Origin of the sequence: Streptomyces sirii (assembly GCF_045690365.1) — a bacterium.
In the GTDB taxonomy this organism is placed as follows: domain Bacteria; phylum Actinomycetota; class Actinomycetes; order Streptomycetales; family Streptomycetaceae; genus Streptomyces; species Streptomyces sirii.
Genome location: NZ_CP147982.1, coordinates 490,719 through 517,624 on the forward strand (window position 1 = coordinate 490,719; position 26,906 = coordinate 517,624).

General features: G+C 71.6%; 23 protein-coding genes and 1 pseudogene. 11 read left to right on the forward strand and 13 right to left on the reverse strand.

Going from position 1 to position 26,906, the window contains the following annotated elements; genetic code table 11:
* Position 1 precedes the first annotated feature (1 nt).
* The 5 genes from WAB15_RS02295 to WAB15_RS02315 are packed head-to-tail and all read left to right on the forward strand — an operon-like array spanning position 2 to position 5,372.
* On the forward strand, positions 2 to 1,291 hold the full coding sequence (locus WAB15_RS02295) for a hypothetical protein (RefSeq protein ID WP_407289142.1): 1,290 nt from the start codon (positions 2 to 4) through the stop codon (positions 1,289 to 1,291).
* Complete coding sequence (locus tag WAB15_RS02300; RefSeq protein ID WP_407285099.1) at positions 1,288 to 2,244, forward strand: glycosyltransferase family 2 protein; 957 nt, start codon at positions 1,288 to 1,290, stop codon at positions 2,242 to 2,244. The genes WAB15_RS02295 and WAB15_RS02300 overlap by 4 nt, the downstream gene beginning before the upstream one ends.
* The gene (locus tag WAB15_RS02305) at positions 2,241 to 3,473 is read left to right on the forward strand and encodes a polysaccharide pyruvyl transferase family protein (protein ID WP_407285100.1); all 1,233 of its coding nucleotides are present in this window, start codon (positions 2,241 to 2,243) and stop codon (positions 3,471 to 3,473) included. The genes WAB15_RS02300 and WAB15_RS02305 overlap by 4 nt, the downstream gene beginning before the upstream one ends.
* Positions 3,470 to 4,021, forward strand: coding sequence for a dTDP-4-dehydrorhamnose 3,5-epimerase (gene rfbC, locus WAB15_RS02310; RefSeq protein WP_407285101.1), 552 nt, complete (start codon positions 3,470 to 3,472; stop codon positions 4,019 to 4,021). The genes WAB15_RS02305 and rfbC overlap by 4 nt, the downstream gene beginning before the upstream one ends.
* Positions 4,022 to 4,028: 7 nt before the next feature.
* The gene (locus WAB15_RS02315; protein ID WP_407285102.1) at positions 4,029 to 5,372 is read left to right on the forward strand and encodes a glutamate-1-semialdehyde 2,1-aminomutase; all 1,344 of its coding nucleotides are present in this window, start codon (positions 4,029 to 4,031) and stop codon (positions 5,370 to 5,372) included.
* A gap of 27 nt (positions 5,373 to 5,399) precedes the next feature.
* Here the strand turns inward: WAB15_RS02315 and WAB15_RS02320 are convergent, their stop codons facing one another.
* On the reverse strand, positions 5,400 to 6,086 hold the full coding sequence (locus WAB15_RS02320; RefSeq protein WP_407285103.1) for a phosphatase PAP2 family protein: 687 nt from the start codon (positions 6,084 to 6,086) through the stop codon (positions 5,400 to 5,402).
* A gap of 454 nt (positions 6,087 to 6,540) precedes the next feature.
* Here WAB15_RS02320 and WAB15_RS02325 point away from each other — a divergent pair, with 454 nt between their 5' ends.
* Together WAB15_RS02325 and rph are read left to right on the forward strand one after the other, a co-directional pair.
* Positions 6,541 to 8,514, forward strand: coding sequence for a collagenase (locus tag WAB15_RS02325; protein ID WP_407285104.1), 1,974 nt, complete (start codon positions 6,541 to 6,543; stop codon positions 8,512 to 8,514).
* Positions 8,515 to 9,167: 653 nt separating this feature from the next.
* Positions 9,168 to 11,771: a rifamycin-inactivating phosphotransferase gene (gene rph / locus WAB15_RS02330; RefSeq protein ID WP_407285105.1), complete on the forward strand. Its 2,604-nt coding sequence runs from the start codon at positions 9,168 to 9,170 to the stop codon at positions 11,769 to 11,771.
* 272 nt (positions 11,772 to 12,043) lie between these two features.
* On the opposite strand, the gene WAB15_RS02335 is transcribed toward rph, so the two are convergent.
* From WAB15_RS02335 to WAB15_RS02355, 5 genes are all read right to left on the reverse strand, one after another.
* A complete protein-coding gene (locus WAB15_RS02335; RefSeq protein WP_407285106.1) occupies positions 12,044 to 13,609 on the reverse strand; it encodes a carboxylesterase/lipase family protein in 1,566 nt (521 codons plus the stop codon).
* Between the two features lie 48 nt (positions 13,610 to 13,657).
* On the reverse strand, positions 13,658 to 14,296 hold the full coding sequence (locus tag WAB15_RS02340; protein WP_407285107.1) for a GPP34 family phosphoprotein: 639 nt from the start codon (positions 14,294 to 14,296) through the stop codon (positions 13,658 to 13,660).
* 114 nt (positions 14,297 to 14,410) lie between these two features.
* A complete protein-coding gene (locus WAB15_RS02345) occupies positions 14,411 to 15,070 on the reverse strand; it encodes a response regulator (RefSeq protein ID WP_407285108.1) in 660 nt (219 codons plus the stop codon).
* A complete protein-coding gene (locus WAB15_RS02350) occupies positions 15,067 to 16,236 on the reverse strand; it encodes a sensor histidine kinase (RefSeq protein ID WP_407285109.1) in 1,170 nt (389 codons plus the stop codon). Before WAB15_RS02350 ends, WAB15_RS02345 begins: the two co-directional genes overlap by 4 nt.
* Positions 16,237 to 16,369: 133 nt before the next feature.
* Positions 16,370 to 16,942: a TetR/AcrR family transcriptional regulator gene (locus tag WAB15_RS02355; RefSeq protein WP_399148026.1), complete on the reverse strand. Its 573-nt coding sequence runs from the start codon at positions 16,940 to 16,942 to the stop codon at positions 16,370 to 16,372.
* Between the two features lie 98 nt (positions 16,943 to 17,040).
* Here WAB15_RS02355 and WAB15_RS02360 point away from each other — a divergent pair, with 98 nt between their 5' ends.
* Together WAB15_RS02360 and WAB15_RS02365 are read left to right on the forward strand one after the other, a co-directional pair.
* On the forward strand, positions 17,041 to 17,328 hold the full coding sequence (locus tag WAB15_RS02360) for an antibiotic biosynthesis monooxygenase (RefSeq protein WP_399148027.1): 288 nt from the start codon (positions 17,041 to 17,043) through the stop codon (positions 17,326 to 17,328).
* A 186-nt stretch (positions 17,329 to 17,514) separates the two neighbouring features.
* Positions 17,515 to 17,619: pseudogene (locus WAB15_RS02365) on the forward strand (winged helix-turn-helix transcriptional regulator); the annotation flags it as partial.
* 64 nt (positions 17,620 to 17,683) lie between these two features.
* Here WAB15_RS02365 and WAB15_RS02370 read toward each other — a convergent pair.
* Together WAB15_RS02370 and WAB15_RS02375 are read right to left on the reverse strand one after the other, a co-directional pair.
* Positions 17,684 to 17,824, reverse strand: a complete 141-nt coding sequence (locus WAB15_RS02370) for a hypothetical protein (RefSeq protein ID WP_407285110.1) — start codon at positions 17,822 to 17,824, stop codon at positions 17,684 to 17,686.
* Positions 17,825 to 17,926: 102 nt separating this feature from the next.
* Complete coding sequence (locus WAB15_RS02375; RefSeq protein WP_407285111.1) at positions 17,927 to 18,349, reverse strand: ATP-binding protein; 423 nt, start codon at positions 18,347 to 18,349, stop codon at positions 17,927 to 17,929.
* A gap of 163 nt (positions 18,350 to 18,512) precedes the next feature.
* On the opposite strand from WAB15_RS02375, the gene WAB15_RS02380 reads away from it, so the two are divergent.
* Both WAB15_RS02380 and glpK read left to right on the forward strand, forming a co-directional pair.
* A complete protein-coding gene (locus WAB15_RS02380; RefSeq protein ID WP_399148029.1) occupies positions 18,513 to 19,280 on the forward strand; it encodes an IclR family transcriptional regulator in 768 nt (255 codons plus the stop codon).
* 38 nt (positions 19,281 to 19,318) lie between these two features.
* Positions 19,319 to 20,833: a glycerol kinase GlpK gene (gene glpK / locus WAB15_RS02385; RefSeq protein ID WP_399148030.1), complete on the forward strand. Its 1,515-nt coding sequence runs from the start codon at positions 19,319 to 19,321 to the stop codon at positions 20,831 to 20,833.
* Positions 20,834 to 20,965: 132 nt separating this feature from the next.
* Here glpK and WAB15_RS02390 read toward each other — a convergent pair whose 3' ends face one another.
* The 5 genes from WAB15_RS02390 to WAB15_RS02410 all read right to left on the reverse strand — a co-directional run bounded on the left by WAB15_RS02390 (position 20,966) and on the right by WAB15_RS02410 (position 26,893).
* On the reverse strand, positions 20,966 to 22,222 hold the full coding sequence (locus tag WAB15_RS02390; RefSeq protein WP_407285112.1) for a M6 family metalloprotease domain-containing protein: 1,257 nt from the start codon (positions 22,220 to 22,222) through the stop codon (positions 20,966 to 20,968).
* Between the two features lie 65 nt (positions 22,223 to 22,287).
* A complete protein-coding gene (locus WAB15_RS02395) occupies positions 22,288 to 23,553 on the reverse strand; it encodes an alpha/beta fold hydrolase (protein ID WP_407285113.1) in 1,266 nt (421 codons plus the stop codon).
* Between the two features lie 189 nt (positions 23,554 to 23,742).
* Positions 23,743 to 24,462, reverse strand: coding sequence for a GntR family transcriptional regulator (locus tag WAB15_RS02400; RefSeq protein WP_407285114.1), 720 nt, complete (start codon positions 24,460 to 24,462; stop codon positions 23,743 to 23,745).
* A gap of 47 nt (positions 24,463 to 24,509) precedes the next feature.
* Entirely contained in the window at positions 24,510 to 25,892 is a 1,383-nt protein-coding gene (locus WAB15_RS02405) for an aldehyde dehydrogenase family protein (protein ID WP_407285115.1), read from the reverse strand.
* The gene (locus WAB15_RS02410; RefSeq protein ID WP_407285116.1) at positions 25,889 to 26,893 is read right to left on the reverse strand and encodes a proline racemase family protein; all 1,005 of its coding nucleotides are present in this window, start codon (positions 26,891 to 26,893) and stop codon (positions 25,889 to 25,891) included. The genes WAB15_RS02405 and WAB15_RS02410 overlap by 4 nt, the downstream gene beginning before the upstream one ends.
* Between the last annotated feature and the right edge of the window lie 13 nt (positions 26,894 to 26,906).

Here is a 26,906-nt window from a genome sequence, read left to right on the forward strand (position 1 = left end):
AATGACCACCGAGGAGGAGAAGGCGACGGCACCGGCGGGATCCGCCCGGCGGGCCTTCGCCGGCCGGCTGTCCTGGGGGCTGGCCGACCAGGCGGCCTCCAGCATCAGCAACTTCGCGGTGGGGATCTACGTGGCCCGCTCGCTGGGGGTGACCGCGTTCGGCGTGTTCAGCCTCGCCTGGGTGACCTACGGCGTGGTCCTCAACGTCTCCCGCGGCCTTGCCACCGACCCGCTCGTGGTGCGCTTCAGCGGTGTGTCGGACGCGTCCTGGCGCGGGGCGGTGGCCCGGTCGACGGGTACCGCGCTCGGCGTCGGTGCCGCCCTCGGCGCGGCGTGCCTGGTGGTCGGGCTGGGTCTCGGCGGCCTCGTGGGGACCGCGTTCGCCTGCCTCGGCATCGTGCTGCCGGGTCTGCTGCTGCAGGACGCCTGGCGGTACGCGTCTTTCGCCGCCGGCAACGGGAGGAAGGCGTTCGTCAACGACCTCGTGTGGGGCGTCGCGCTCGTCCCGGCGATGGTGGTGGCGGCCCGCGTGGGCAGCGTGGCCGCCTTCGTGCTCGCCTGGGGCGCGTCCGCCACGGTGGCCGCGGGGTACGGCTGCATCCAGTCCGGCATCCGGCCCCGGATGACCCGGGCACGCGCGTGGCTTCGCGAGCAACGCGACCTCGGCTACCGGTACCTGGTCGAGAACGTCAGCCTCAGCGGCGCGAGCCAGCTGCGGGCGTACGGGCTCGGCGCGATCGTCGGGGTCGGCGCGGTGGGTGCGGTCCGGGGCGCCGAGCTCCTGCTCGGCCCGTTCCTCGCGCTGCTGATGGGGCTGTCGCTGGTCACCGTCGCGGAGGCGGCCCGGGTGCTGCGGCGGGCCCCGCACCGCCTCGGCAGGTTCTGCCTCCTGCTGGGAGGGGGGCAGGCCGTCGCCGCGCTGCTCTGGGGCGCGGCGCTGCTCCTGATGCCGGACCGGCTCGGCGAGCTCGTGCTCGGCGACGTCTGGCACTCCGCCGCGCGGCTCATCGTGCCGGTCACCCTCGGCGTCGCGGGCGCCGGCCTCGGCACCGGCGCGGCGGCCGGGCTGCGCGCGCTCGCCGCGGCCCGCCGCAGCCTGCGCTGCCAGCTGTTCGCCTCCGCCTGCTACGTGGCGGGCGGGCTCGGCGGGGCGGCCCTGGCCGGCACGGTCGGCTCGGCCTGGGGCGTCGCCACCGCGACCCTCGCCGCCTCCGCCGTGTGGTGGCTCCAGCTGCGCTCCGCCCTACGCGAGCACCACCAGGACTCCATCCCCGAAGTGAGGACGCCATGACCGCCCGACCCAGGCTGAGCATCGGCCTGCCCGTGTACAACGGCGAGGAGTACCTCGCCGAATCGCTCGACGCCCTCCTCGGCCAGACCTACGAGGACTTCGAGCTGGTCATCTCCGACAACGCCTCGACCGACGGGACCGAGGACATCTGCCGCAAGTACGCCGCGCAGGACTCGCGCATCCGCTACCTCCGGCTGCTCCGGAACATCGGCGCCGCGCCGAACCACAACTACGTGTTCACCGAGTGCCGCGGCGAGTTGTTCAAGTGGGCCTCGCACGACGACCTTTACGCCCGGGACCTGCTGCGCCGCTGTGTGGAGGCGCTGGACGAGCGGCCGGACGTGGTCCTCGCGCACTCCGACCAGGCGGTCATCGACGGCGAAGGACAGGTGAAGGTCACGTACGAGTACGGGCTCGCCACCGCCTCGCCGAGCGCGCCGGAGCGCTTCCGCAGCTTCCTGTTCGAGCCCGGTGGCGACGACTTCTACGGGGTGATGCGTGCCGACATGCTGCACCGGGTGAGGCCGCACGACAGCTACCACCACGCGGACCGCACGTTCGTCGCCGAGATCGTCCTCCAGGGGCCCTTCCATCAGGTGCCGGAGCTGCTGTACTTCCGCCGCGACCACCCCACCCGCGCCGAGCGGGCCAACCCTTCCAAGCGCTCCCGGTGCGTCAACCTGGACCCGCGCCGGGCAGGCCCGCTGCACCCGACACCCCGGCTGCTCGCCGAGTACGTCCGGGGCTTCGCCTCGGCGATCCGGCGGGCGCCGTTGTCCCCGGCCGACCGGCGCGCGTGCTACCGCCACCTGGGCGCGTGGATGACGAGCCGGGTCCGGCCGGGCGCCGGCGAGCGGGTCGAGGACCGCACCCCGGTCGACCCGGCCCGGCTCAGCGTCTCCGTCGACGCCCTCGTCGCCGGCCGTGAGGGTCGTACAGGGGGGCAGGCATGACGTCCGCGGACGAAACCCCGGTGCGTGTCGGGGTGTTCGGCCTGCTCGGCTCCGGCAATCTCGGCAACGACGGGTCGCTGGAGGCCGTGCTCGGGTACCTCCGCGCCGAGCACCCGGAGGCGGTCGTGGACGCGCTGTGCGGCGGACCCGAGGTCGTCGCGACCCGGTACCGGATCCCCGCGACGCGGCTGCACTGGTACCGCGGGGAGTACCGGACCGCGTCCCGTGCGGGCGCGATCGCGGGCAAGGGGCTGGGCAAACTCGTCGACGCCGTCCGCACCGCCGCCTGGGTGCGCCGGCACGACGTGGTGATCGTGCCGGGCATGGGCGTCCTGGAGGCCACGCTACCGCTGCGGCCCTGGGGCTTCCCGTACGCGCTCTTCCTGCTCTGCGCGTCCGGCCGGCTGCTGCGCACCCGGGTCGTGCTGGTCGGCGTCGGCGCCGCCCCGATCGCCAACCGGCCGACCCGGGCCCTGGTGCGCTGGTCGGCGCGGCTGGCCGCCTACAGGTCGTACCGGGACGTCCAATCCCGCGACGCGATGCGGGAGATGGGCGTGGACACCGCCCGCGACGAGGTCTACCCGGACCTCGCCTTCGCCCTGCCGACGCCGCGGGCGAGTACACCCTCGGGTCCACCAGGCCCGGTCTGCGTCGGCGTCATGGACTTCCACGGCGGCAACGACGACCGCGCCCGCGCCGACGAGATCCACCGGCGCTACCTCGACGGGACGACCCGCTTCGTCCGCGCGCTGGTCGAGGACGGCAGGCCGGTCCGGTTGCTCACCGGCGACGAGTGCGACGCGCCGGTGGCCGCCGCGATCCTCGACGCGGTGGACTCACCGCTGGTCACCGCTGCCGAGGCGTGCTCGCTGGCCGACCTGATGAAGGAGACGGCGGCCGCCGACACCGTGGTGGCGACCCGCTACCACAACCTGATCTGCGCGCTGAAGGTCGGCACGCCGACGCTCGCGCTCAGCTATGCGGCGAAGAGCGACGCGCTCATGGATCGGATGGGTCTCGCCTCGTACTGCCATCCGGCGCGCGAGGTCGACGCCGACCGACTGCTCGCACAGTTCCGGGAGTTGGAGAAGAACTCGGCGGAACTACGCCGGACCCTCACGGAGCGAAACGAGCTCGCCGCCCGCCGACTGAAGGACCACTTCACCGCCTTGACCACGACCCTGTTCCCGACGAAGACCGCCACCCGCACCGTGAAGGAATCCGCATGAAGGCGACCGAAGTCCCGGAGATCGCGGGCGCGTACCTCTTCGAACCGACCCCGTACACCGACGAACGCGGCTTCTTCTGCCGCACCTTCGACGCCGACATGGTCCGCTCCGTGGGCCTCGACCCGGACGCCTTCATCCAGGACAGCGTGTCCCGCTCGGTCCGGGGCGTGCTGCGCGGCCTGCACCTGCGCTCCGGCGCCGGCGAGGCCAAGCTGGTGCGGTGCTCGTACGGGAGGATCTTCGACGTCGTCGTGGACCTGCGGACGGACTCGCCGACCTACCGCAACGCGGCCTTCTTCGAGCTGTCCGGCGAGATGCAGACGACCCTGTACATCCCGGCGGGGTGCGCGCACGGCTTCCAGGCGCTGACCAAAACCGCCGACACCTCGTACCGCATCGACCGCCCGCACGATCCCGCCGAGGACATGACGATCGCCTTCGACGACCCGGAGCTCGCCATCCCCTGGCCGCTGCCGGTCACATCGATGTCCCAGCGGGACCGGGAGGCGCCGAGCCTCGCCAAGGTCCTTCAGCAAAGAGAGAGTTGAGGTCGGCGTGGACACCGAACACACCGAAGAGACCGAGGAGTTCGTCCTGCCCCGGTCGCGGGCGGCGAACGAACGGCTGCACGTCCTGGTCCCCGGGGGCGCCCACACCTACGCCAAGGGCGACGACCAGTACCCCGAGAACCTGGCCCCGGTCATCAGCCACGGCCGCGGTGCCCACGTCTGGGACATCGACGGCAACCGCTACATCGAGTACGGCTCCGGCCTGCGGTCGGTCAGTCTCGGTCACGCCCACCCCCGCGTGGTCGAGGCGGTGCGGCGGGAACTCGACCGGGGCAGCAACTTCGTCCGGCCGTCCGTCGTGGAGGTCGAGGCCGCGGAACGCTTCCTGGCCACGGTGCCCACCGCCGAGATGGTGAAGTTCGCGAAGAACGGCTCCGACGCCACCACCGCCGCGGTGCGCCTCGCCCGCGCCGCCACCGGGCGCCCGCGGGTGGCCCTCTGCGCCGACCATCCGTTCTTCTCCGTCGACGACTGGTTCATCGGCACCACACCGATGTCCGCCGGTGTTCCGACGGCGACCACCGAGCTCACCGTGGCGTTCCCGTACGGGGACCTGGCCGCCACGGAGGAGCTGCTCACCCGGTACAAGGACGAGATCGCCTGCCTGATCCTCGAACCCGCCGGCCACACCGAGCCTCCGCCGGGCTACCTCGCCGGTCTGCGCGAGCTGGCCGACCGGCACGGCTGTGTACTGATCTTCGATGAGATGATCACCGGTTTTCGCTGGTCGGAGGCGGGTGCCCAGGGCCTGTACGGCGTCGTCCCCGACCTCTCCACGTTCGGCAAGGCGCTGGGCAACGGGTTCGCCGTCTCCGCGCTGGCCGGGCGCCGCGAGCTGATGGAGCGGGGCGGGCTGCGCCACTCCGGCGAGCGGGTGTTCCTGCTCTCCACCACGCACGGGGCGGAAACGCACTCGCTGGCCGCCGCGATGGCCGTGCAGACCACCTACGTCGAGGAGGGCGTCACCGCGCGACTGCACGCCCTCGGCGAGCGGTTGGCCGCCGGTGTCCGCGACGCCGCGGCGAGCATGGGCGTCGGCGACCACGTCGTCGTCCGGGGCCGGGCCAGCAACCTGGTCTTCGCCACCCTCGACGAGAACCGGCAGCCGTCGCAGCAGTACCGCACCCTGTTCCTGCGCCGGCTCCTCGCGGGCGGGGTGCTGGCCCCGTCGTTCGTGGTGAGCAGCGCGCTCGGCGACGCCGACATCGACCGCACCGTCGATGTGGTGGCCCAGGCATGTGCGGTGTACCGGAAGGCGCTTGACGCCACCGACCCCACCCCCTGGCTGGCCGGGCGACCGGTGAAACCCGTATTCCGCCGCTTGGCGTGATGCGAGGTGGCGTGACGTGGCGTGACGTCAGCGATGCTCCCGCCGACCGGCGTCGGCCATCCGGTCGACCAGCCGGTCGGCCATCCCGTCGACCAGCCACGCGGTCGCCGGTACCACCGCCAGCGCGGTGCACCCTCCGCCGAGGACATCGGTCGGGTAGTGCGCACCCAGGGCGACCTGTGCCCAGCCCATGGCGGCACCGGCAACCAGCGCCGCGGCGAGCACGAGTGACGTGCCGGCCCGCCTGCCGAGGCCGAGCCGGCCGGTCGCGAGCAGCGCCATCACGAGGGCGAGCGCGGTGAGGAAGGCGGTGTGCCCGCTCGGGTAGGACAGGTTGTCGCCGCCGTGGATGGTGCGTCCCACCAGGGACTTGATCAGCGTCGCCGTCCCCACGGCCATGCCGAGCCCGACGACGACGAACACCGCTGCGCGAGGACGCCGAAGCAGCAGGCAGCCCGTCACGATGGCCACGACCAGAATCGCCGCTCCGGCGGGCTCCCCCAAGAAGTCGGCGGCCAGAGCGACTTGACGCCACGGCGGCCGCACGCTGTCCGCCGTCGGCTGGATGATCCACCTGTCCACCCTGCCGGGCTGGCTGTGACCGGCGTACAGGACCCCGATCACGACGACCACCAACGTGGCGAGCGCCGCGATCAGCCCGAGCCACGCGCGCAGCGATGGGGGCAGCACCGTGGGGGCCGACCGGCCGGTCACACGCCCACCGCGTCCGGTAGACCTGCGGTAGTGACCTTCTTTACCTTCTTGCCTGCCGTGCGCAGCGTCGGGCGTTGCGGGATTACGTCGCCGCCCCCTTGTTGCCGCCCGTCGGCGTCGTGTCGAGCGCATCGGGATCAGCCTCTGGTTGTCACCCTAACCAACACTCCGGATGCACTCTACGGCCAGGACTGGCGCCTCCGCCGCACGCTTGAGGAGGCCGGGCCGGCCGAGAGCCTCAAGGCCCCTTACAGAGTCCATCCCTGACGGAACGTCAGTCTCATTTGTTTTGCCCTCCATCCCCTTTCGCTGCCATGTGAAGTGTGAAATTGTACGGTCACACTTTCGCGAGCATGACAGCTCCGGGAGTGCGCAACTCCCCGTGCCATCACGGTCCGCACCCCCCACCACCGTGCCCCTCGCACGGCTGCCGACCGGCCTGGAGGCCATCGCTATGCGCAGACCCCCCACCTTCAAGAAACTCGCCCAACTGCTGATACCCACCGTGGCCGCCGCCGGCCTGGGGCTCACCCTGCTCGCCCCCAACGGCGGAGCGGCACCGGCCGGCGCCGGAGCAGCCAAGACCGCACCGAGGTCGGCCGCTGCCCCGCAGCCCGCCTCCGCCACCGTGCTCGCCGCCGATCTCGCACCCGGACACGCCGCCACCCCCGCGCGATCGGCCACGAACACCGCGAACTCCGCGCATCGTCCTCCGCTCCCCGCGACCCAGAACGCCGCAGAGCGCAAGAAGGCCCGCTCAGCGGCGAAGGCCGCGGCGGACTGTAACGTCAGCGACTTCACCTCGAAGACCGGTGCCGCCCTCGTCGAGCAGATCAAGAAGTCGGAAACCGCCTGTATCAACACGCTGTTCAGCGTGGCCGGCGAGGACTCCAGGGCCCTCTTCCGCGAGGAACAGATGGTCACGGTGGCGAACGCACTCAAGGACGTCGCGACCAACTACCCAGGGGACAACAGCACTTCCGCAGCCCAGGTGGTGCTGTACCTGCGCGCCGGCTACTACATCCAGTACAACCAGCCGGAGAACGTCGGCGAATACGGCCCGACGCTGAAGAGCGCCATTCAGGGCGCCCTGGACGGCTTCTTCGGCTCATCCCACGCCTTCGACGTCACCGAGGCCAACGGAGAAACCCTGGCCGAGACGGTCACCCTGATCGACAGCTCCGGAGAGAACGCCCGCTACCTCGACGTGGTCAAGCGTCTGCAGAAGGACTACAACTCGTCGTACGACCAGTTCTACTGGATGGTCGCGGCGGTCAACAACACCTACACCGTGCTGTTCCGCGGCCACCAGGTGCCGGAATTCGTGGAAGCCGTGAAGGCCGACCCGAGTGTCCTGACCGGACTGCGTGACTTCGCCGTCGCCCACGACGATCTGCTCGGCACCGACAAGTCCTACCTGGCCAGCAACGCCGGACGCGAACTCGGCCGCTTTCTGCAGCACGCCGACATCAAGGACACCGTCAAGCCGTTGGTCAAGGAGCTGCTCGGCCGGAGCGAGATCACCGGGCGCACCGCCCCGCTCTGGGTCGGCCTCGCCGAGATGACGGACCAGTTCGACAAGGCGAACTGCGCCGAGTACGACACCTGTGACCTGCAGAACCGCGTGCGCGACGCCGTGCTGAAGGTCAAGCACGAATGCGGTCCGAGCGCGAAGATCCTCGCACAGGAGATGTCCGCGTCCGAACTCTCGGCCACCTGCGACAGCATCCTCAAGCAGGACCCGGTCTTCCACGGCATCGTCAAGGACAACGGTCCGGTCAAGGACGACAAGAACACCAACATCGAGATCGTCGCCTTCAACTCCAGCACCGACTACAAGACCTACGCCGGTGTCGTCTTCGGCATCGACACCAACAACGGCGGCATGTACCTGGAGGGCGACCCGGCCGCTGAGGGCAACCAGCCGCGCTTCATCGCCTACGAGCAGCCGGCCCAGGACGGCGCCTTCCAGATCTGGAACCTCAACCACGAGTACACCCACTACCTCGACGGCCGCTTCGACATGTTCGGCGACTTCGCCGCCGGGCAGACCACGCCGACCGTGATGTGGGTCGAGGGTTTCGCCGAGTACGTCTCCTACTCGTACCGCGGCGTCACCTATGACAGGGCGATCGAGGAGGCGGGCAAGAACACCTACAAGCTCAGCCAGCTCTTCGAGACCACCTACGACAACGCCGACACCACCCGTATCTACCAGTGGGGCTATCTGGGCGTGCGTTACATGCTCCAGTCGCACCCCGAGGACGTGGCCACCCTGCTCGGCCACTACCGCGCAGGCGAGTACGACGCCGCCCACGCCCTGCTCCGCGACACCATCGGCACCAAGTACGACGCCGACTTCGCCGACTGGTTGAGCAAGTGCGCCGGCGGCGACTGCGGCCGACTGCCGGCCCGGAGCGGCCGGTGACCGGGGCCTCGGCCACCGGCAAGAACTGAGCCGGAAGAGCCTGGTGTCCCGCGCATCGTTCGTGCGCGGGACACCAGGCTTCTCGAACGGGCCGGGGGGGCAGGGCATCAACTCCCGAACCCTGCCGTTCGAGCGGCTGGCCCGCGAAGCGTCGCCGCGCTCCGCCCGGGTACCAAGGAGCCGGCCACCGGGCCCGTCGCGGGCCTGGCCGCCACCGGCCCGCCCGCCGATCTGGTGGCGCGACTTGCGGTCGATTCGAGCTACGGGAACCGCCAAGCGTCCGTTTGGCGAGCCTGGCTCAGCACTCGCGTGGCGTGGCGAGAGGCTTGCCAGTTCCAGCGGGCACCAAAAGGCAAAGGCAGGGAGATCGCTCTCCCTGCCACTACCAAGATATAGCGCACCGGGGGGCTTGCGGCAAGGCCCGGGTCACAGCGCAGAATCATCGGCCGAGGCCACTACCTGCGGAAATGAGGGCACGACGTGCGTGTGTTGTTGTCGATGTATGGGGGACGCGATCACGTCGAACCAGTGGTGGGAATGGCAGTGCGGGAGATGAGGACGTGCCCCTCCGGAGGTTCGACTGGGCTGGAGGCGCCGGTGATGCGATCGGCCACCACAGTGCAGGGGAGCACGACCGCCTCGGAGGGGTCGCGATGATCAAGCAGTATGTGTGGGATCTTCAAGAGGCTGACGAGATGCGGGTCACGGTCGTTGGCGGCAAGGGCGCGCACCTGGGCGAGCTGTCGCGGATCGAAGGCATCCGCGTGCCGAGGGGCTTTTGCGTGACGACGGACGCCTTCCGGCGGATCATGGCGGAGGCGCCGTCGATCGACGATCGGCTCGATCAGCTGTCGCGCTTGAACCCGGACGACCGGGAGGCGATCGGCACGCTCAGCGCGCAGATTCGCCGGACCATCGAAGCGATTGCCATCCCGGACGATCTCGCGGCGGCGATCACCCACGCGCTCGCCCGGCTCGGCGAGCAGGCCGCCTACGCCGTCCGGTCCAGCGCGACGGCAGAGGACCTGCCGACGGCCTCCTTCGCCGGCCAGCAGGACACGTACCTGAACGTCGTGGGGCCGACGGCGATCCTCCAGCACATCAGCCGGTGCTGGGCCTCGCTGTTCACCGAGCGAGCGGTGACCTACCGTCAGCGCAACGGCATCGACCACCGTACGGTCCACATGGCCGTGGTCGTGCAGCAGATGGTCTTCCCGCATGCGGCCGGCATCCTGTTCACGGCCGACCCCGTCACGGGCAACCGGGAGGTCGCCACCGTGGACGCCGGCTTCGGCCTCGGCGAGGCCCTGGTCTCCGGCCTGGTGAACCCGGACGTCTTCAAGGTGCGGGACGGCGAAGTCGTATCCAAGACGATCGCCGCCAAACAGCGTGCCGTGCACGCCCTGCCGGCCGGCGGTACGCAGGAAGTGGCGATCGACTCGCAGCGGCAGGAGCAGCCGGCGCTGACGGATGCGCAGGTCGTGCGGCTCGTGCGGCTCGGGCGGCGGATCGAAGCGCACTTCGGCCGGCCGCAGGACATCGAATGGGGCCTGGCCGATGACGGCTTCCAGATCGTTCAGAGCCGGCCGATCACCACACTGTTCCCCATCCCCGAGACCGGCGACGGCGACCAGGAGAATCACGTCTACGTCTCCGTCGGTCATGGGCAGATGATGACCGACCCCATGAGGCCCCTGGGGCTCTCCATGTGGCAGCTGACGGCCATGGTGCCGATGCACGAGGCCGGCGGGAGGCTGTTCGTCGACGTCACCCGGCGTCTGGCCTCGCCCGCGAGCCGCGCCGGCCTCCTGGACGTCCTGGGGAGGGGCGATCCGCTGATCAGAGACGCTCTGGAGACCGTCCTCGACCGGGACGACTTCGTCCCGTCGCTCCCGGACACGGGTCCCGGCGGGCCGCCGGCCGGCGCTGCGCCCGCCCCGATCGAGACCGATCCGGCCATCGTCACCGAGCTGATCGAGCGCAGCCAGGCGTCCATCGCCGCCCTGGAGCGCGACATCCGGACGAAGACCGGACCGGCGCTGTTCGACTTCCTGCTGGAGGCCTTCGAGGAGCACAAGCGGGTCCTCGGTGATCCGCTGAGCATGCAGGCGATCATGGCGGGGATGGAGGCCACGTGGTGGCTCAACGACAAGCTGCAGGAGTGGCTGGGCGAGAAGAACGCGGCTGACACCCTCACGCTGTCCGCCCCCGACAACGTCACGTCGGAGATGGGACTGGCGCTGCTCGACGTCGCGGACGTGATCCGCCCGCAGCCGGAAGTGGTGGCGTTCCTGCAGGACGTCGAGGACGAGGGCTTCCTGGACGAGCTGGCGAAGCTCGCGGGCGGGCCCGAGGCGCGCGACGCCATCGAGGCCTACCTCGACCGGTACGGCATGCGCTGCGTCGGCGAGATCGACATCACGAGGCCGCGTTGGCGCGAGCGCCCCACCACGCTCGTGCCCGTGATCCTCGACAACGTCAGGAACTTCGAGCCGGGCGCCGCCGAGCGACGCTTCGAGCAAGGGCGGCAGAAGGCGCAGAAGAAGGAACAGGACGTGCTGTCACGCTTGCGGGCCCTGCCGGACGGGGACCGGAAAGCCGACGAGGCCAAGCGGATGATCGACCGGGTCCGAACCTTCATCGGGTACCGGGAGTACCCGAAGTACGGCATCATCAGCCGCTACTTCGTCTACAAGCAGGCCCTGCTGGCGGAGGCCGAGCGCCTCGTGCGGGCCAAGGTGCTTCCTGAGAAGGAGGACGTCTTCTACCTCACGTTCCAGGAGTTCCACGACGTCGTGCGCTCGCACCAGGTGGATGACCAGCTCATCCAGCAGCGCAAGGACGCGTTCCGGTCGTACCACGCGCTCACACCGCCCCGGGTGCTCACCTCGGATGGTGAGGCCGTCACGGGGGCGTACCGGCGCGACGACGTGCCGGCCGGCGCCCTGGTCGGCCTACCGGTTTCCGCCGGGACCATCGAGGGAAGGGCCCGCGTCATCCTTGACATGGCGGAGGCCGATCTCGAAGCGGGCGACATCCTGGTCACGACCTTCACGGACCCCAGTTGGTCGCCGCTGTTCGTCGGAATCGCAGGCCTGGTGACCGAGGTGGGCGGCCTGATGACCCATGGCGCAGTGATCGCCCGCGAGTACGGCTTGCCGGCCGTAGTGGGCGTGGAGCAGGCCACCCGGCTCATCCGGGACGGGCAGCGGATCCGGGTGCACGGAACCGACGGCTACATCGAGATCCTGCCCTGACCGCCCACGTCGAGAAGCCCCGTCCGTAGCTTCCGACTCCCCCGGGAGTCCCCATGAATGTCGAGCGTTGCATCGGGCGACGCGAAGCCATTCGGCTGGGAGGGGTGGCTGCACTCGGGGCAGGGGGCGCACTCACAGGCGGCTGCAGTGATGCCGTACCTCCCAAGCCGAAACCGGCGAAAAAGTCGGAATCCACGGGGCGGCACCATGTCTTCGGGTACGGCTCCCTGGTTCAGCGGGAATCGCGGACCTCGACCTGGCCCAAAACGTCGTCACCCGAGGGCGTTCCAGAACGCGCAGTGGTGGCGGGGCTGCGCCGTGCGGGTGGGGACGATGTGGTCCGGCGCCAGGGACAGCACCGTCTGCCGGGACCAGTGTGGCGACGACGGGCCGTTGGGGTCGCTGGTGCGGGCGAAGCGGGTCCAGTAGTCGATCATGGTGTTGGCCAGCCGGTGCTGTGCCGTGGTCAGGTCGCGGGGGCGGCCGCCCAGGTCGAACAGGTAGGGCAGTTCGCTCGCGTGCGGTGCGCCGAGCGGGAACGGCGGTGTGCCCGAGCCGAGCAGCGGGGCGTGCTCGTCGGCGAACTCGTAGCGCCAGACGGGCACATGGGTGGCGAGCAGGCCGTCGGTGCGCGCCGTCGGACAGGCGAAGTCCGCGTCGCCGATGACCGCGCCGAACACCGGGCCGCCGTCGGTGCGGTGCACCGGGTACTCGCGGACGATCTCCTTCGCCTGCCCCGGGGCGGGGAAGAAGGAAGCCACGACGTCGGGCCAGGTGCCGGGAGTGACGGGGTGGCCGGCCTGGACGATCCCCGCGGCCCAGCCGTTGCCCTCGTCGTGGTTGTTGCCGAGGAGTACGGGGACGCGGTGGAAGCGGCCGGCGGCGATCGTTGCTGCCGGGTCGCCCGGCAGCAACGGGGTGGTGTGAGCGGGCTGTTGATCGGTGCCCTGGGCCGCGAGCAGACGGGAGACGTCCATGCGTCGCAGGCACGCCAGGACGTCGCGGGCGGAGCCGCAGCCGGCTTTTCCCGCGAGGTCCGCACCCGCGGCACGCGCCGTGGACAGGGGGACGGAGGACGGGGCGAACGGCCGGTCGGGGCGGCCTGTGCACGGGCCGCTCTCGATGATCGCCCGGTCGAAGAGCCCCGCGGCGGCGGGTGAGGCGAGCTGGGCGCAGACGCTGTAGCCGCCCGCCGACTCGCCGGCCAGCGTCACGTTGTGCGCGTCGCCGCCGAAGGCGCCGATCTCGGCGCGGACCCAGCGCAGCGCCGCCTGCTGGTCGGCCAGGCCGAAGGTGCCGGAACCGGGCAGCCCGCCGTGCGCGAGGAAACCGAGGGCCCCGAGGCGGTAGTTGACGGTGACTACCACGACGTCGCCGCGGGTGGCCATGCGGTGGGTGTCGTACGAGCTGCCCGCTCCGGTGGTGAAACCGCCGCCGTGCAGCCACACGATCACCGGCCGGGGGCGTGCCGGTCCTGCGCCCTCGGGCGTGGTGACGTTCAGGTGGAGACAGTCCTCGTCGGTGCTGCCGCCGGGCACCTCGCCGGCCGGCTGCGGGCAGGCGCTCGCGGGCCTGGTCGCGTCCCGAGCCCCGGACCAGGGGGCCGCACGGCGGGGCGGCGCCCAACGCAGCCGGCCGACCGGAGGCGCCGCGTAGGGGATGCCCTCGAAGGTGCGGTAGCCGTCGTGGGCGGCGCCCCGCACGGGGCCGTCGTGGGTGCGTACGGTCGTGGCGGTGGCCGGCCGGGCGGGCTCTGTCGGTGGGCCTGCGGAACAGGCCGTGGCGAGCACGGCGGTCAGGGCGCAGCCCAGGGTGGTCAGGACGCGGTGCATGCTCATCGTCTCCCCCTGTCTCCTCTGTCTCCTCATCCGGATCTCCTCACCCGATCAGCTGCCGCCCATACCGCCCTGTGCGGCGATCATGGTCATCGGCAGGGTGCGTACGGCCTTCTCCAGGCCGGGCGCGAGGACGGCGAGAGATGCCGTGCAGGCGTCGATACGGGCCCGGAAGGTCTTGTGGTCCTGCCGTGACACGGCCAAGCGGACGCCGCCCGCCGCGGCCAGCGCCAGCAGCGCGGCGTCGGCGGCGGGGATCTCCCGCACGGGGCCGTCCCCGTGCAGCGCCGCGGACACGCGGGCGCGGAGTGCGGCGGACACGGCGCGGTCGGTCACGGTCAGCCGCCGTGTGCCGAAGCGGGTGCGGGGCGGCTTCACGGTGAGGAGTCCCGCCTCGGCGAGCCGGTCCTCCACCTCCGTCAGGGTCCGCTTGCGGTGGCGGCGCACGAGGTGCTGCCAGCCGTGCCCGGCGGCGGCGTCGCGCAGCACGCCGTCCAGGACGGGGTCGCCGGTCGGTTCCGTGCCGGAGACGGTGACCGTGCCGCCGTCCTCCCCCAGCGAACCGCGCGACGCGAGGTCGATCAGGGCGGCGGCACGGACCAGCAGCTCCGTCCGGGAACGGTCGTAAGGGCCTTCGGCCGCATCGTCGTGGGCGAGCAGATACATGAGGCAGGTCAGGTCGTCGATCACACCTCGACGCTATGGCCGGGCACCCCGGCCACGGATCGGCCACGGGAACGGACCGGGACTGGGAACACAGGAGGACCGTCTCCGCATCTCCTCCTCAAGGAGGAGACGGGGCCGTCAGGGGCGGCGCGGCCGCACGAGGCCGTGGTCGTAGGCGGCGACGACGGCCTGGACGCGGTGGCGCAGGCCCAGTTTGCGCAGCACCGCCGTGACATGGTTCTTGACGGTGGCCTCCGAAAGGCGCAGCCGCTCGGCGATCTCCGCGTTCGACAGCGCCTGCCCGATCAGGGTGAGCACCTCCCGCTCGCGGCCGGAGAGGTCCTGTAGCGAGGGCGGCGGCGCCGGGTCGGGCGTGGTGCGCAGGAACCGGTCGAGGACGCGGCTCAGCACGGTCGGCGCGAGCAGCGCGTCGCCGCGGGCGGTGAGGCGGATCGCGTCGACGAGTTCGGAGGGGCGGATGTCCTTCAGCAGAAAGCCGCTCGCCCCGGCCCGCAGGGCGGCGACGACGTGCGCGTCCACGTCCCAGGTGGTCAGCACGAGCACCCGGGCCGGACTGCCGCACTCCGCGATCTGCCGGGTCGCCTCGATGCCGTCCACGACGGGCATGCGTACGTCCATCAGCACCACGTCGGGCGACAGTTCCCGTGTCAGCCGCACCGCCTCCCGGCCGTCGGACGCCTCACCGACCACCTCCAGGTCGTCCCGGGCGTCGATGATCATGCGGAATCCGGTACGGACCAGGACCTGGTCGTCGGCCACCACCACGCGCAGCGTCATGACGCGCCCTCCACCGGCAGCTGCGCCGCCACCTCGAACCCGCCTCCGGGCAGCGGACCGGCGCGCAGGCTGCCGCCCAACAGCCGTGCGCGCTCCTTCATCCCGACAAGACCGCGCCCCGCTCGCGCCGCGGCCGAACTGCCCCGCCCCGTAAGCCCGTTGTCGACCACCGTGACCCTCACGCACCCCTCTTCGGCCGTCACGCGCACGCTCACCTCGTCGGCGCCGGTCGCGTGGCGCAACGCGTTGGTGAGGGCCTCCTGGACGATCCGGTACGCGGCCAGGTCCACCGCGGCCGGCAGCCCGTCGGTGGCGCCCTCGCGGTGCACGTGCACGGTCATCCCGGTCGCACGCACGGCGTCGGCCAGCTCGTCCAGCCGCGCGAGCGAGGGCCCCGGTTCCCGCTCCTCCCCAGCCCCGTCCTCCTGCCCATCGGGCCGGAACGCACGTAGCAGCAGGCGCAGTTCGCCGAGCGCCGAGCGGGCGCCCGTCTCGATGGCTCGCAGCGCCTGACGGGCCTGATCCGGCCGCTCGGTGAACACGTCGTCGGCCGCGCCCGCCTGAATGACCATCACCGAGAGGGTGTGCGCCACGACGTCGTGCACCTCGCGCGCGATCCGCGCGCGCTCCTCCACCACAGCCCGGCGCGCCTCCGCCCTCATCCGCGCCTGCTGCGCCCTGCGCCACTGCCCCGCGGTCCACGCCAGGACCACCGTCAGCAGATAGACCGTCAGTCCCGCGGGGCCGCCCGCCCCGAACGCCAGCGGCGCCGGCAGGCACATCGCCGCCAGCGCCCGCACCGACACCCGCCGCGGCCTGGTGGCCGACAGCACGCACAACACGACCTGCGCCGCGAGCAGTGCACCCGTCAAGGTCACCGCGGGCAGCAGCGCCCACACCGTGAGCCCCGTCGCCGCGTTCGCGGCCAGTACGGCGACCGGGGCGCGCACCTGCCACCTCAGGGCGCAGACCTGCACGAGGACCAGGACCACGGCCACGGGCAGTCGCCCACCGTGCTCCGCACCGGCGACGAGCACGGAGGTGCCGAGGACGGCGAGCACCAGACCGGCGGACCCCCGCCACAGCGCCTGAACCGCCCGGGGCGACAGCTCGCCCCGCGCTTCCCCGGCGAACGCGTCGTCGGGCTGTCTGCTGCTGCGGTCCACGCCCCGACCCTATCCGGCGTCACCGGCCGGGCCGTTCAGGAGACCACGCCTACCTGCCGGCCCACCGGGGCCGGCGGCCGGCGGCTAAACCGTGTCGTGGTGCCGGGACAACACGCCTAGAGGCTTGGGGATGTCATCCAACGGGCTTGCCACGCGGGACGTCGAGGACGATGTCGGCGGCGCGGGCGAGGACCGGGGCGCGGGTGCGGCCAGGGTGGTCGGCGGCGAGGAAGTGGCTGCCGATGGCCGTGCAGAAGGCGAGCAGGGCACGGGCCTCGACTTCTTCGGGGTCGGCGCAGAAGGTGGCGATCGCGTCTCGCGCCAACTGAATGCGCTTGTTGTCCACGCGGCGCAGGCGGTCGGCGACGGCGTGGTCGCGGCGGGCCCATTCGCGGATGGCCAGGTCGATGGGGAGCAGGCGGTCGCTGGAGAAGGTGAGCTGCCCGGCCAAGCGAACCTTGTCGCGCGCGTCGCCGCCCTCCCGCTCGACCCGGTCGATGACGTCGTCCACGCTCTCGCGCTCCCAGGTGTCCAGCATCTCGGCCAGCAGCGCGTCGCGGTCGGCGAAGTACCCGTAGAAGCCGCCCTTGGTCACGCCCAGCGCCTTGGCGAGCGCCTCGACCCGCACCGTGTCCACCCCGCCTGCGGCCAGCGCCTGCAGCCCCGCCTCGACCCACTTCTCACGCGGTGTACGCAATGCACCCATCCGTGACCCACCTCACCCTGTCCGACCTGTTGTACGGAGCCGTATAGCAGCCTAGGTTCGCGTTGTACGGCATCGTATAACCAGGGAGAGGACCCCTCATGTCATTCGGTTTCGTTGCCTTCCACTACCCCGCCCCCGAGCACCTCGAGGAGTTCGTTCGCGACTGCCACCAGGTCGCCGAGGCGGCGCGGCGCCAACCTGGCTTCCTGTCCGTCGGGGTCTGGGTCACCCCGGACGGCAGCGCCGTCGTCACCACCGGCGCGTACGAGTCCAAGGAGGCATTCTTGGCGGCGGCCGAAGTCGGTCGCGAGATGGGCGCGACACCCGACGGCCTGAGCGAACTGGAGGTCAGGCCCCGCGAGGTCCACTTCCTCGTGTCGCGCTAGAAAGCCCGACCGGGATCAGACCACCCGCTCCGACAAGACCGCCGCCGGCCACCTCGCCGGCTTCCACCTCGCAGCCGTCTTCATCCGGTCGGCAAGGTCACTGGTCGTCGACGGCGCCGGGGGCCAGGGCCGGGGCGGGGAAGGCGTGGCGGCGGCGGAAGCGGCGTTGCGGCCCCCCACCATGCCCGGATCGGCGGGGTCAGCCCCAAGGTGCTCAACGAAGCGCTGCGGCGGCTGGAGTACAACGGCCTGGTGCGACGCCGTCGTTACGCCGAGGCCCCGCCCCGCGTCGGCAGCCCCCCACCCGGCAGCAGCCACTGCGTTCACGCAGCCGCCACACGGACGACGGCGCTGATCACATCCGTGTGGACAGCTGGGTTCTGACCGGCTCCGGTGCCTCCGTTTGGAGCGTTCGGTCGAGGTGGGCGAGGGCGGCGCCGGGCGGAGTGCGCTGGTCATAGAGCGGTGCGCGCAGCATGTTGCGGATCTGAGCCATCGGACTGCTTGCCTCCTGGCACCGCCCGCCACGGACGAGGGACGCCGCCCGCAAGCGCCTCGTGGGGCGCGCATTGCCCCGGACCGGCCGGCGCCTACCGGCTCACGCTGCGGGGAGCTCCGCCCACCGTGTGATACCGCCCGTATGGACCCGTGTGCCGCACCCCGCCGACAGGGCGGTGACGATGCCTAGCCCGCGGCCGCGCTCACCCGCGCAGGGCTCGACCACCGGCCGGCAGCCCGGCGCGGCAGGCCCCGCGTCGGTGACCTCGACCCGCAGCGCGTTGCACCCGTCGACGGCCAGTGACAGCCGCAGCACCGCCGGTGGCAGGGCGTGGACGACCGCGTTGGTGATCAGCTCCGAGATCACCAGGAGCGCGTCCTCGGCGAGGTCCGGGGCCAGGTTCCAGTCCGCCAGGACCGTACGCGCCCGTCGGCGTACGACCGAGACAGCCTCGGGGATGTGCGGCAGCGGAAAGACATACTCGACCGCCTCGCGAACCACCGCATCAAGCTGTGCCGTCATGCTGCCTCCTCCGAGGCCCCTACCGGCTGGACGCCGGGCTTGAGAGAGACGCTATGGGGGCCGATGGAGGCGGTCAATGAACGGTGGTCGGCATTACCGAACGCTGGCCTACGGAGAAGCCGTCCGTACCAGCAGATGCCGACCGCGGGACTACGATTGCCTCATGGCCGGCCCGGTCCAGTCGATCGAACGGGCGGCGGCGATCCTGCGTCTGCTCGCCAGCGGGCCCCGTCGGCTCGGGCTGGGTGAGGTGGCCGCGTCGCTCGGACTGGCGAAGGGCACCACCCACGGCATTCTGCGCACCCTGCAGAACCTCGACTTCGTCGAGCAGGACCCGGCGACCGGAAAGTACCAGCTCGGGGCCGCGCTGCTGCACTTGGGCACCAGCTACCTCGACGTGAACGAGCTGCGGTCCCGCTCCATCAACTGGGCCGACGCCCTGGCCGCCCGCAGCGGGGAAGCGGTCCGCCTGGGCGCGCCCCTGGAGGGCCAGGTGCTCATCGTCCACCACGTCTTCCGCCCCGACGACACCCTCCAGACCCTGGACGTGGGCGCGCTGCTGCCCCTGCACGCCTCCTCGCTCGGCAAGGTGCTGCTGGCCTTCGGCAGTGTGCCCCTGGAGCCGGCCGTGGAGGCCGGGCTGGAGGCGTACACCCGGCACACCCTGGTCGCCCCGGAGCGCCTCACCCAGGCGCTCACCGAGGTCCGGGAGCTGGGGTGGGCTGCCGAAGTACAAGAGATGATCACGGACGAGGCCGGCATCGCCGCGCCGATACGGGGCCACGGTGGCCTCGTGGTGGGCGCCATCGGCATCTCCGGCACGGTCGAGCGGATCTGCGACGCCAAAGGGGTTCCACAGCCGGCCCTGGTGACCCAGGTCCGCCACGCGGCCCGGGCGATCTCCAGAGATCTGGGGGCCGCCCGCTGGTGAGCCCCACCGCCCTTGTGCACCGCAACGGAAGGCTGATCATGGTTGAGCGGTATGTGATGTCCATCGACCAGGGCACCACCTCCACCCGATGCATCCTGTTCGACCACCAGGGGCGGCTGGTGTCGGTCGCCCAGCGGGAACACCAGCAGCACTTCCCCCAGCCGGGGTGGGTCGAGCACGATGCCGTCGAGATCTGGCACACCCTCCAGCGCGTGGTGCCGCAGGCGCTCTCCGACGCCGAGGTCAGTCCCGGCGAGGTCGCCGCCATCGGGATCGCCAACCAGCGTGAGACGACCGTGCTGTGGGACCGGCGTACGGGCACCCCGCTGGGCAGGGCGATCGTCTGGCAGGACACCCGCACGGCCCCGCTGGTCGAGGAGCTCAGAAGCCGGCCCGGGGACGAGTTCTTCCTCCGGCGCTGTTGCCTGCCCCCTTCCACGTACTTCTCCGCCCCCCGGATCCGCTGGCTGTTCGACCACGTCGAGGGGCTGCGGCGGCGCGCCGAGGACGGCGAGGTGCTGTTCGGCACGATGGAGAGCTGGCTGATCTGGAACCTCACCGGCGGGCCGGCCGGCGGTGTGCACCTCACCGACGTCACCAACGCCAGCCGCACCATGCTCATGAACATCAGCACCCTCGACTGGGACGAGGAGCTGCTGGAGTTCTTCGGGGTCCCCCGCCCGATGCTCCCGGAGATCCGCTCCTCGGCCGAGACCTACGGCGCCGCCCGTTCCGTCCTCCCGGGCGTCCGTATCACCGCGGCACTCGGTGACCAGCAGGCGGCGCTGTTCGGCCAGACCTGCTTCGCCCCGGGCGAGGCGAAGTGCACCTACGGAACCGGCAGCTTCCTACTGCTCAACACCGGCACCGACCTCGTACGGTCCCGGCACGGGCTGCTCACCACCGTCGCCTACAAGATCGAGGACCAGCCCGCGGTCTACGCGCTCGAAGGCCCGATCGCCGTCACCGGCGCGCTGGTCCAGTGGTTCCGCGACCGGCTGGGGCTGATCAGCACCGCCCCCGAGATCGAGACCCTCGCACGCGCCGTCGAGGACAACGGCGGCTGCTACATCGTCCCGGCGTTCTCCGGCCTGTACGCGCCGCACTGGCGCAGCGACGCCCGCGGTGTCATCGTCGGCCTCACCTCGTACATCACCAAGGAGCATCTGGCCCGAGCCGTGCTGGAGGCCACCGGCTGGCAGACCCGGGAGGTGGTCGACGCCATGAACGCCGACTCCTCGCTCGCCCTCAAGGTGCTCAAGGTGGACGGCGGCATGACGTCCGACAACCTGCTCATGCAGTTCCTGGCCGATGTGCTCGACGTGCCCGTGGTGCGCCCCATGGCCGTCGAGACGGTCTCCTTGGGCGCCGCCTACGCCGCCGGGCTCGCCGCCGGTTACTGGCCCGACCTGGAGGTCCTGCGCCGCAACTGGCACCGGGCCGCCCAGTGGCTGCCGGACATGGACCCCCAGCGGCGGCAGTCGGAGTACGAGAACTGGCAGCGGGCGGTCGAGCGCTCGCTCGGCTGGATCGTGCCGCCGAACCCGCCCTGACGGCTCGTCTCCCCGGCTCGGGGGCGCGATCGAACCGTTGGCGCTCCGGCACGGAGCAGCCCCCGGCCAGGCTCCTTCTCCGCGGTCCGAGCGCCATGCGGCTCAGGACGTACTTCCCTGTCCGCGCCCGCGTCAGGACATGGTGAGTCGCACCACGTCTCCCCTCCTGCCGCCCGCGAGGACATCGATGCGCACGCCGCTGTCCGGGTCCGTGAAGGTCTGGCCTGGTGTGTACGCCGCCAGGTCGAGCGGGGTGCAGCCGGTGGCATGCGAGCGGTCGGCGCGTAGCGCCGTCTTCTGGGGGTGGAGGTCGGGCGACGGGCGGGCGGTCGGGTTGCCGTTCATGACCCGGACCGGTCCCTCGCCGGTCGGGGAAGCGGAGTCGACCTTGTAGAGGAGAATTCCGGTGGAGCACGCATGCCCGTCGTTGCCTTCGGCCCGGCGGGACTCCGCGACGTACGCCGTCGTCTCGCCGGTGCGCAGTACGGCGATCTTGGTGCCGCCGCGCCGTTCCACCGGGGTCAGGCGCACGGTGCGCCGACCGGGGGCGGCCAGGCAGGCGACTTGGGTATCGCGGGTCCAGCCGAGCTTCCAGGAGTGCCAGCCCAGGTACTGGGGTGCGGGGCCGGCGATGTTGCCCATGACGTCCCAACCGCCGACGTACTGGTGGGTGTCGCCGGTGAAGGAGTACAGGTCGGGCAGTCCGAAGGTGTGGCCGGTTTCGTGGGCGGCGACCTTGGGGCCCCAGCGCCACATGTCCTGACCGAAGGTCACGGCCCACTTGAGGCGGGCGCCGTCGGCGGTCACCCCGGACGTGGTGGGGTCGTAGAGGTAGGTCGGGGAGAAGGAGATCGCGGAGGCCGCCTTGGTGGGGACGACATAGACCATGTCGTAGCGGGAGAAGTCCGTGTAGGGGTCGGCGGCGGTGATCGCGTCGCGTACGTACTTCTCGTGGGCCTCGAACGTCAGGCCGCGCTCGAAGCCGTACGTGTCCGAAGCCGCCGGCATGCGGACCCAGCGGTGCAGGGAGGTGAGGGCGAGGCGGGTGCGGCCATGGCTGGCGGTGCGCATCCAGTCGGCGGCCGGGGCGAGTTGAGCCGCGTACTCCTCCGTGGAACCGGTGGCACGGGCGTCGGGGAAGTCCACGAACAGCGTCAGGACGCGCCGGGTTCCGGTGGTGGGCTGGAACTGGACGCGGTCGGTGTCGTGGCCTTCGTCGGTCCAGCCCGTCTTCCCGGGCAGCGCGCAAGCGGCGGCGGGAGTCGAAGGCCGGTGGGCCGAGGGCGAGGGGGCCGCGTGCACCGTCGTGGGGGCGGCCAGGAATGCGGCGAGGGTGAGGGTCGCGGCACCACGGCGTAGGCGGCTGGGCGAGATGTTCCGGGCGGACATGTCACTCCCGTCGGAGGGATGGCTTGGGGAGGGGAGGGCTTGGGGCGGAAAGGAAAGCGATCGGGTTACGCGCGGCCCGCGGCCAGGTCCATCAGTCGGGCGAGGACCCGGCCGTTCGAGGCGGCGATGCCGTCGTGCTCCCATTCGTTGGTGACCCAGACGCGGGTGGCGCCGACGTGGCGCGCGGTGCGCAGGGAGAGGTCCGCGTCGACGTACATGTCGTCGTGGTAGACGGCCGCGGCGAGGGGGATCTCGTTGGCGGCGAGGCGTTGGCGGTCGTAGAGCGGGGGCCAGTCGGTCCGCTGGGCCAGGAGGCGCGCGGCGTCCGCGAAGGGACGCAGGCCCGCGATCTCCCGGAACATCCAGGGATAGATCATTTCCCCGGTGAGCAGGAGCGGGTCCGCCTGCTCGGCGAACTCGGGAAAGTCGGCCAGGGCCCGGGAGGCCGCCCAGCCGGTCGCACCGGCCCCCTGTCCGTACAGCGTCTCCTGCATGACGGCGAACAGCGGGTTGTCGGTGAAGCCGGTCAGGGACTCGACCTGGCGCAGGAAGGTGTCGGTCAACTCGCCGTCCGCGTCCAGGGATTCGTCGAGCAGCCAATGGATGCGCTCGAATCCGTCGCCCATGCCGAGGGCGAGTCCGAGGGTGCGCAGACGGCGGGTGGTGAGGCGGTCGCCGCCCGGCAGGCGGACGTCACCGGATGCGAGGAGGTCGGCGATCTTGCGGAGGCGAGCGGCGTCGTCGGGGTAGCGGGCGTAGAAGTCGAGGACCCGGTCCCGTACGCGGGGGTAGGTGCGGGCGTACACGTCGTCGGCGGTCGCGGTGAGGCCGGGCAGGCCGCCGGTGACGTAGCAGGCCCGCAGGCCGTCGGGGGCCTGCGAGAGATAGGTGAGGGTGAGGAAGCCGCCGTAGCTCTGGCCGAGCGTCTCCCAGGGTTCCCCGTCACATAGTTGACGGCGTATCAGCTCCGCGTCGGCGACGATCGAGTCGGCACGGAAGTGCGCGAGATGCGCGGCCAGTTGGGACGCGGAGGCGAAGCGGGAAGCGGTGCGCGCGGTGACCGGAGTGGAGCGGCCGGTGCCGCGCTGGTCGAGGAGCAGTACACGGTGGGTCTTCAGCGCGTGCGGCAGCCATCCCGGCGAACCCGCCGAAGGGCGGGGCGCCTTGCCGCCGGGACCGCCCTGCAGATAGAGCAGCCAGGGCAGTCGGTCGGCCACGCGGCCCGGGTCGACGACCTCGCGGGCGAACACCTCGATGGTCGGCCCGTCCCTACGGGAGTGGTCCAGCGGGACGGTGAAGGAGTGATCCGTGGTGGCGTATGCGGGGTTCATGGGGCCCTTTCACAGCGAGGCACGGCGAGCGAGGGTTTCGGTCGAGGAGGCGCAGACGAGGCCGTATGGGATGTGACATTGCACTTGGGTGCAGACGTCGGCGTGCCTCAGCCGTCCGCTTCCGAGGAGTTTCGTACTCGGGCATGGCGCGGCGTTATGGAGCCCGCCACGCGCCAGGGCCGCAGAACCTCAGGCGGTCCGCTTCCCGGGACGCCGCGCCGCTCCCTTGGTGTCGGCAGAGGAAGAGCTGCCGCCGGCCCACAGGGAGCGGACGTGACCCAGATGCTCGGCCATGCACCGCTCCGCCCCCTTCGCGTCGCCCGCGAGCATCAGGTCGAGGAGTTCCAGGTGCTCCTCGGCCGAGGGGATCAGCTCACCGCGCTCGTCCAGAGCGGTGAGCCCGTACAGGCGGGAGCGCTTGCGCAGGTCGCCGATGGTCTCGACGAGACGGTCGTTGCCACAGAGCGCGAGCAGGGAGAGATGGAACTGCCGGTCGGCCTCCAGGTAGCCGATGAGGTCGTGGTCACGGGCGGCCCGGACGATCTCCTCGGCGACCGGGCGCAGCGCCTCCAGCTGCTCTCGCGTGGCGCTGCGGGTGATCCGGCCGATCATGGGGATCTCGATCAGCGCGCGGATCTCGGTGTACTGATCGAGATCGCGCTCGCTGACCTCGGTGATCCGGAAACCCTTGTTGCGTACCGGCTCGACCAGGCCCTCGCGGGCCAGGTCGAGCATCGCCTCACGCACGGGGGTGGCGGAGATACCGAAGTCCTCGGCCAGCGTGGGCGCCGAGTAGACCACACCGGGACGCAGCTCACCGGAGATCAGAGCGGCCCGCAGGGCGTTGCTCACCTGGTCGCGCAGCCGTTCCCGGCCGGCGTTGAGGTCGCGGTGCTTGAGGTGCCCCATGGCTGTGGTGGTCCCTTCGGTCTGCTGCGGACCACCACCGTACAATGTCACGTTGTTCCAACGGGTGAGAGGGTGATCGTCCGGCTGGAGGTGTAGAACTCCAGCGCCGCCCTGCCCTGTTCGCGTGGCCCGTGGCTGGATGCCTTGTTGCCGCCGAACGGCAGGTGGAAGTCGACGCCGGTGGACGGGGCGTTGATCCGGATCATTCCGGTGTCGAGCCCGTCGAGGCCGCCCAGCGCCGCGTTCAGATCGGTCGTGTGCACCGAGGTGACCAGTCCGTACGGCACGGAGTTGGTGATCCGCACGGCGTGCGCGAGGTCGTCGGCGGGCAGCAGTGCCGCGATCGGCCCGAAGACCTCCGCGTTCAGCAGGCGGTGGCCCGCCGGGACCTTCTCCACCAGCGTCGGGGGCGCGTACCAGCCGGGTCCGTCGGGCACGGTGGCGCCGGCCGGCGCGTCCAGGCCGTGCCAGGCGTCGGTGACCTGGTCACGCGCGCGCTGGTCGATCAGCGGCCCGGCCACGGTCGCCGGGTCGGCCGGGTCGCCGACCGGTACCGCCCGCAGCGCTTCGCACAGCGCCTCGCGCAGCGGGTCGAGGGCCGCGCCGACCGCGATGACACGGCTGGTGGCGGTGCACTTCTGGCCCGCGTACCCGGCGATGGAAGCGGCGATGTGGGCCGCGGCCTGCGCGATGTCCGCGTCCGGGAGGACCAGGGCCGCGTTCAGGCCGCCCATCTCGGCCTGGACCGGAACGCCCCGGGCCGTGGCGGCGCGGGCGACGGTCCGGCCCACGGTGGTCGAGCCGGTGAAGGAGACCACATCGGCGGCGGACACGAGGGCGTTGCCCTCCGTCGCCGCTCCGGGCAGGACGGTGAACACCCCGGCCGGCAGGGCCTGCTGGACGATCTCGGCCAGGCGGACGGCGCAGGCGGTGGCCTCGGGGGCGGGCTTGAGGACGACCGCGTTGCCGGCCGCGAGTGCCGGGGCGGCCTTCCAGCTCGGAATGGCGAAGGGGAAGTTCCAGGGCGTGATCAGCCCGGCCACGCCGTACGGGCGCCGGCGGGTGAGCAACAGGCCGGGGCCCGCGGCGGGCTCGTGGACGGCACCGGCCGGTTCGTACGGCGCCTGGGCGTAGTAGCGCCAGATCGCGACGGTGCGCGCGACTTCGGCGCGGGCTTCGGTGAGGGGTTTGCCCACTTCGCGTACGGCGAGCGCGGCCAGTTCGGCCCCGGCGGCCTCGATGGCCGTGGCGACCGCGCCGAGGGCGGCTGAGCGGGCGGCCGCGCCGTCGTGCAGCCAGTCGGACTGCGCGGCGCGGGCCCGCTCCACGGCGTCGGCGACCGCGAAGGCACCGGGCGCCGGGGTCCGCAGCACGACGTCGGAGGGGTCGGTGGGATTGCGTGAGGTGATGAGGGATACCGGGTCGGTCACAGGAGGAAACCTCCGGGGAAGGGGTCGGTCGGGTCGAGGAAGTACTGGGCGGTGCCGGTGATCCAGGCCCGTCCGGTGACGGTCGGCACCACGGCGGGAAACGGGCCGACGGTGGTCTTCTCGATCAGGCGGCCGGTGAAGCGGGTGCCGATGAAGGACTCGTTGACGAAGTCGCGGCCGAGGGGAAGCCGGCCGCGTGCGTACAGCTGGGCCATCCGGGCCGAGGTGCCCGTGCCGCACGGGGAGCGGTCGAACCAGCCGGGGTGGACGGCCATCGCGTGCCGTGAGTGGCGGGCGCCGGAGCCGGGAGCGGCGAGGTAGACGTGTTTGACTCCGGCGATCTCCGGCTGCTCGGGGTGCACGGGCCGCTGGGGCGAGGCGTTGATCGCATCCATGATGGCGAGCCCGGCGGCCAGCAGGTCGTCCTTGCGGCCGCGGTCGAACGGCAGCCCCAGCGCGTCGAGTTCGACGATGGCGTAGAAGTTGCCGCCGAACGCGAGGTCGTAGGTGACCGTGCCGTATCCGGGCACGGTCACCTTGCTGTCCAGCGCGGCGCAGAAGGCCGGCACGTTGGTGAGGGTGACCGACTCGGCCGCGCCGTCCGCCACCTGTACGTCGACGGTGACGAGCCCCGCCGGAGTGTCGAGCCGGACGGTGGTGACCGGTTCGGTCACCGGCACCATGCCCGTCTCGACCAGGACGGTGGCGACCCCGATCGTGCCGTGCCCGCACATCGGGAGCAGTCCGGAGACCTCGATGTAGAGGACTCCGTGGTCGGCGTCGGGGCGGGTCGGCGGCTGGAGGATGGCGCCGCTCATGGCGGCATGGCCGCGCGGCTCGTACATCAGGAGCGTCCGGAGGTGGTCCATGTGCTCCATGAAGTACGTCCGCCGCTCGGCCATGGTGGCGCCGGGGATGACCCCGACACCACCGGTGATCACGCGCGTGGGCATGCCCTCGGTGTGCGAGTCGACGGCGTGGAAGACGTGACGCGTGCGCATGGGTGCCTCCCTT

Coding starts and splice junctions, on each gene's coding strand:
- WAB15_RS02295 (WP_407289142.1), top strand. CDS start 2: ATGACCACCGAGGAGGAGAAGGCGACGGCACCGGCGGGATCCGCCCGG.
- WAB15_RS02300 (WP_407285099.1), top strand. CDS start 1,288: ATGACCGCCCGACCCAGGCTGAGCATCGGCCTGCCCGTGTACAACGGC.
- WAB15_RS02305 (WP_407285100.1), top strand. CDS start 2,241: ATGACGTCCGCGGACGAAACCCCGGTGCGTGTCGGGGTGTTCGGCCTG.
- rfbC (WP_407285101.1), top strand. CDS start 3,470: ATGAAGGCGACCGAAGTCCCGGAGATCGCGGGCGCGTACCTCTTCGAA.
- WAB15_RS02325 (WP_407285104.1), top strand. CDS start 6,541: ATGCGCAGACCCCCCACCTTCAAGAAACTCGCCCAACTGCTGATACCC.
- rph (WP_407285105.1), top strand. CDS start 9,168: ATGATCAAGCAGTATGTGTGGGATCTTCAAGAGGCTGACGAGATGCGG.
- WAB15_RS02335 (WP_407285106.1), bottom strand. CDS start 13,609: ATGAGCATGCACCGCGTCCTGACCACCCTGGGCTGCGCCCTGACCGCC.
- WAB15_RS02345 (WP_407285108.1), bottom strand. CDS start 15,070: ATGACGCTGCGCGTGGTGGTGGCCGACGACCAGGTCCTGGTCCGTACC.
- WAB15_RS02355 (WP_399148026.1), bottom strand. CDS start 16,942: ATGGGTGCATTGCGTACACCGCGTGAGAAGTGGGTCGAGGCGGGGCTG.
- WAB15_RS02360 (WP_399148027.1), top strand. CDS start 17,041: ATGTCATTCGGTTTCGTTGCCTTCCACTACCCCGCCCCCGAGCACCTC.
- WAB15_RS02370 (WP_407285110.1), bottom strand. CDS start 17,824: ATGGCTCAGATCCGCAACATGCTGCGCGCACCGCTCTATGACCAGCGC.
- WAB15_RS02375 (WP_407285111.1), bottom strand. CDS start 18,349: ATGACGGCACAGCTTGATGCGGTGGTTCGCGAGGCGGTCGAGTATGTC.
- WAB15_RS02380 (WP_399148029.1), top strand. CDS start 18,513: ATGGCCGGCCCGGTCCAGTCGATCGAACGGGCGGCGGCGATCCTGCGT.
- glpK (WP_399148030.1), top strand. CDS start 19,319: ATGGTTGAGCGGTATGTGATGTCCATCGACCAGGGCACCACCTCCACC.
- WAB15_RS02390 (WP_407285112.1), bottom strand. CDS start 22,222: ATGTCCGCCCGGAACATCTCGCCCAGCCGCCTACGCCGTGGTGCCGCG.
- WAB15_RS02395 (WP_407285113.1), bottom strand. CDS start 23,553: ATGAACCCCGCATACGCCACCACGGATCACTCCTTCACCGTCCCGCTG.
- WAB15_RS02400 (WP_407285114.1), bottom strand. CDS start 24,462: ATGGGGCACCTCAAGCACCGCGACCTCAACGCCGGCCGGGAACGGCTG.
- WAB15_RS02410 (WP_407285116.1), bottom strand. CDS start 26,893: ATGCGCACGCGTCACGTCTTCCACGCCGTCGACTCGCACACCGAGGGC.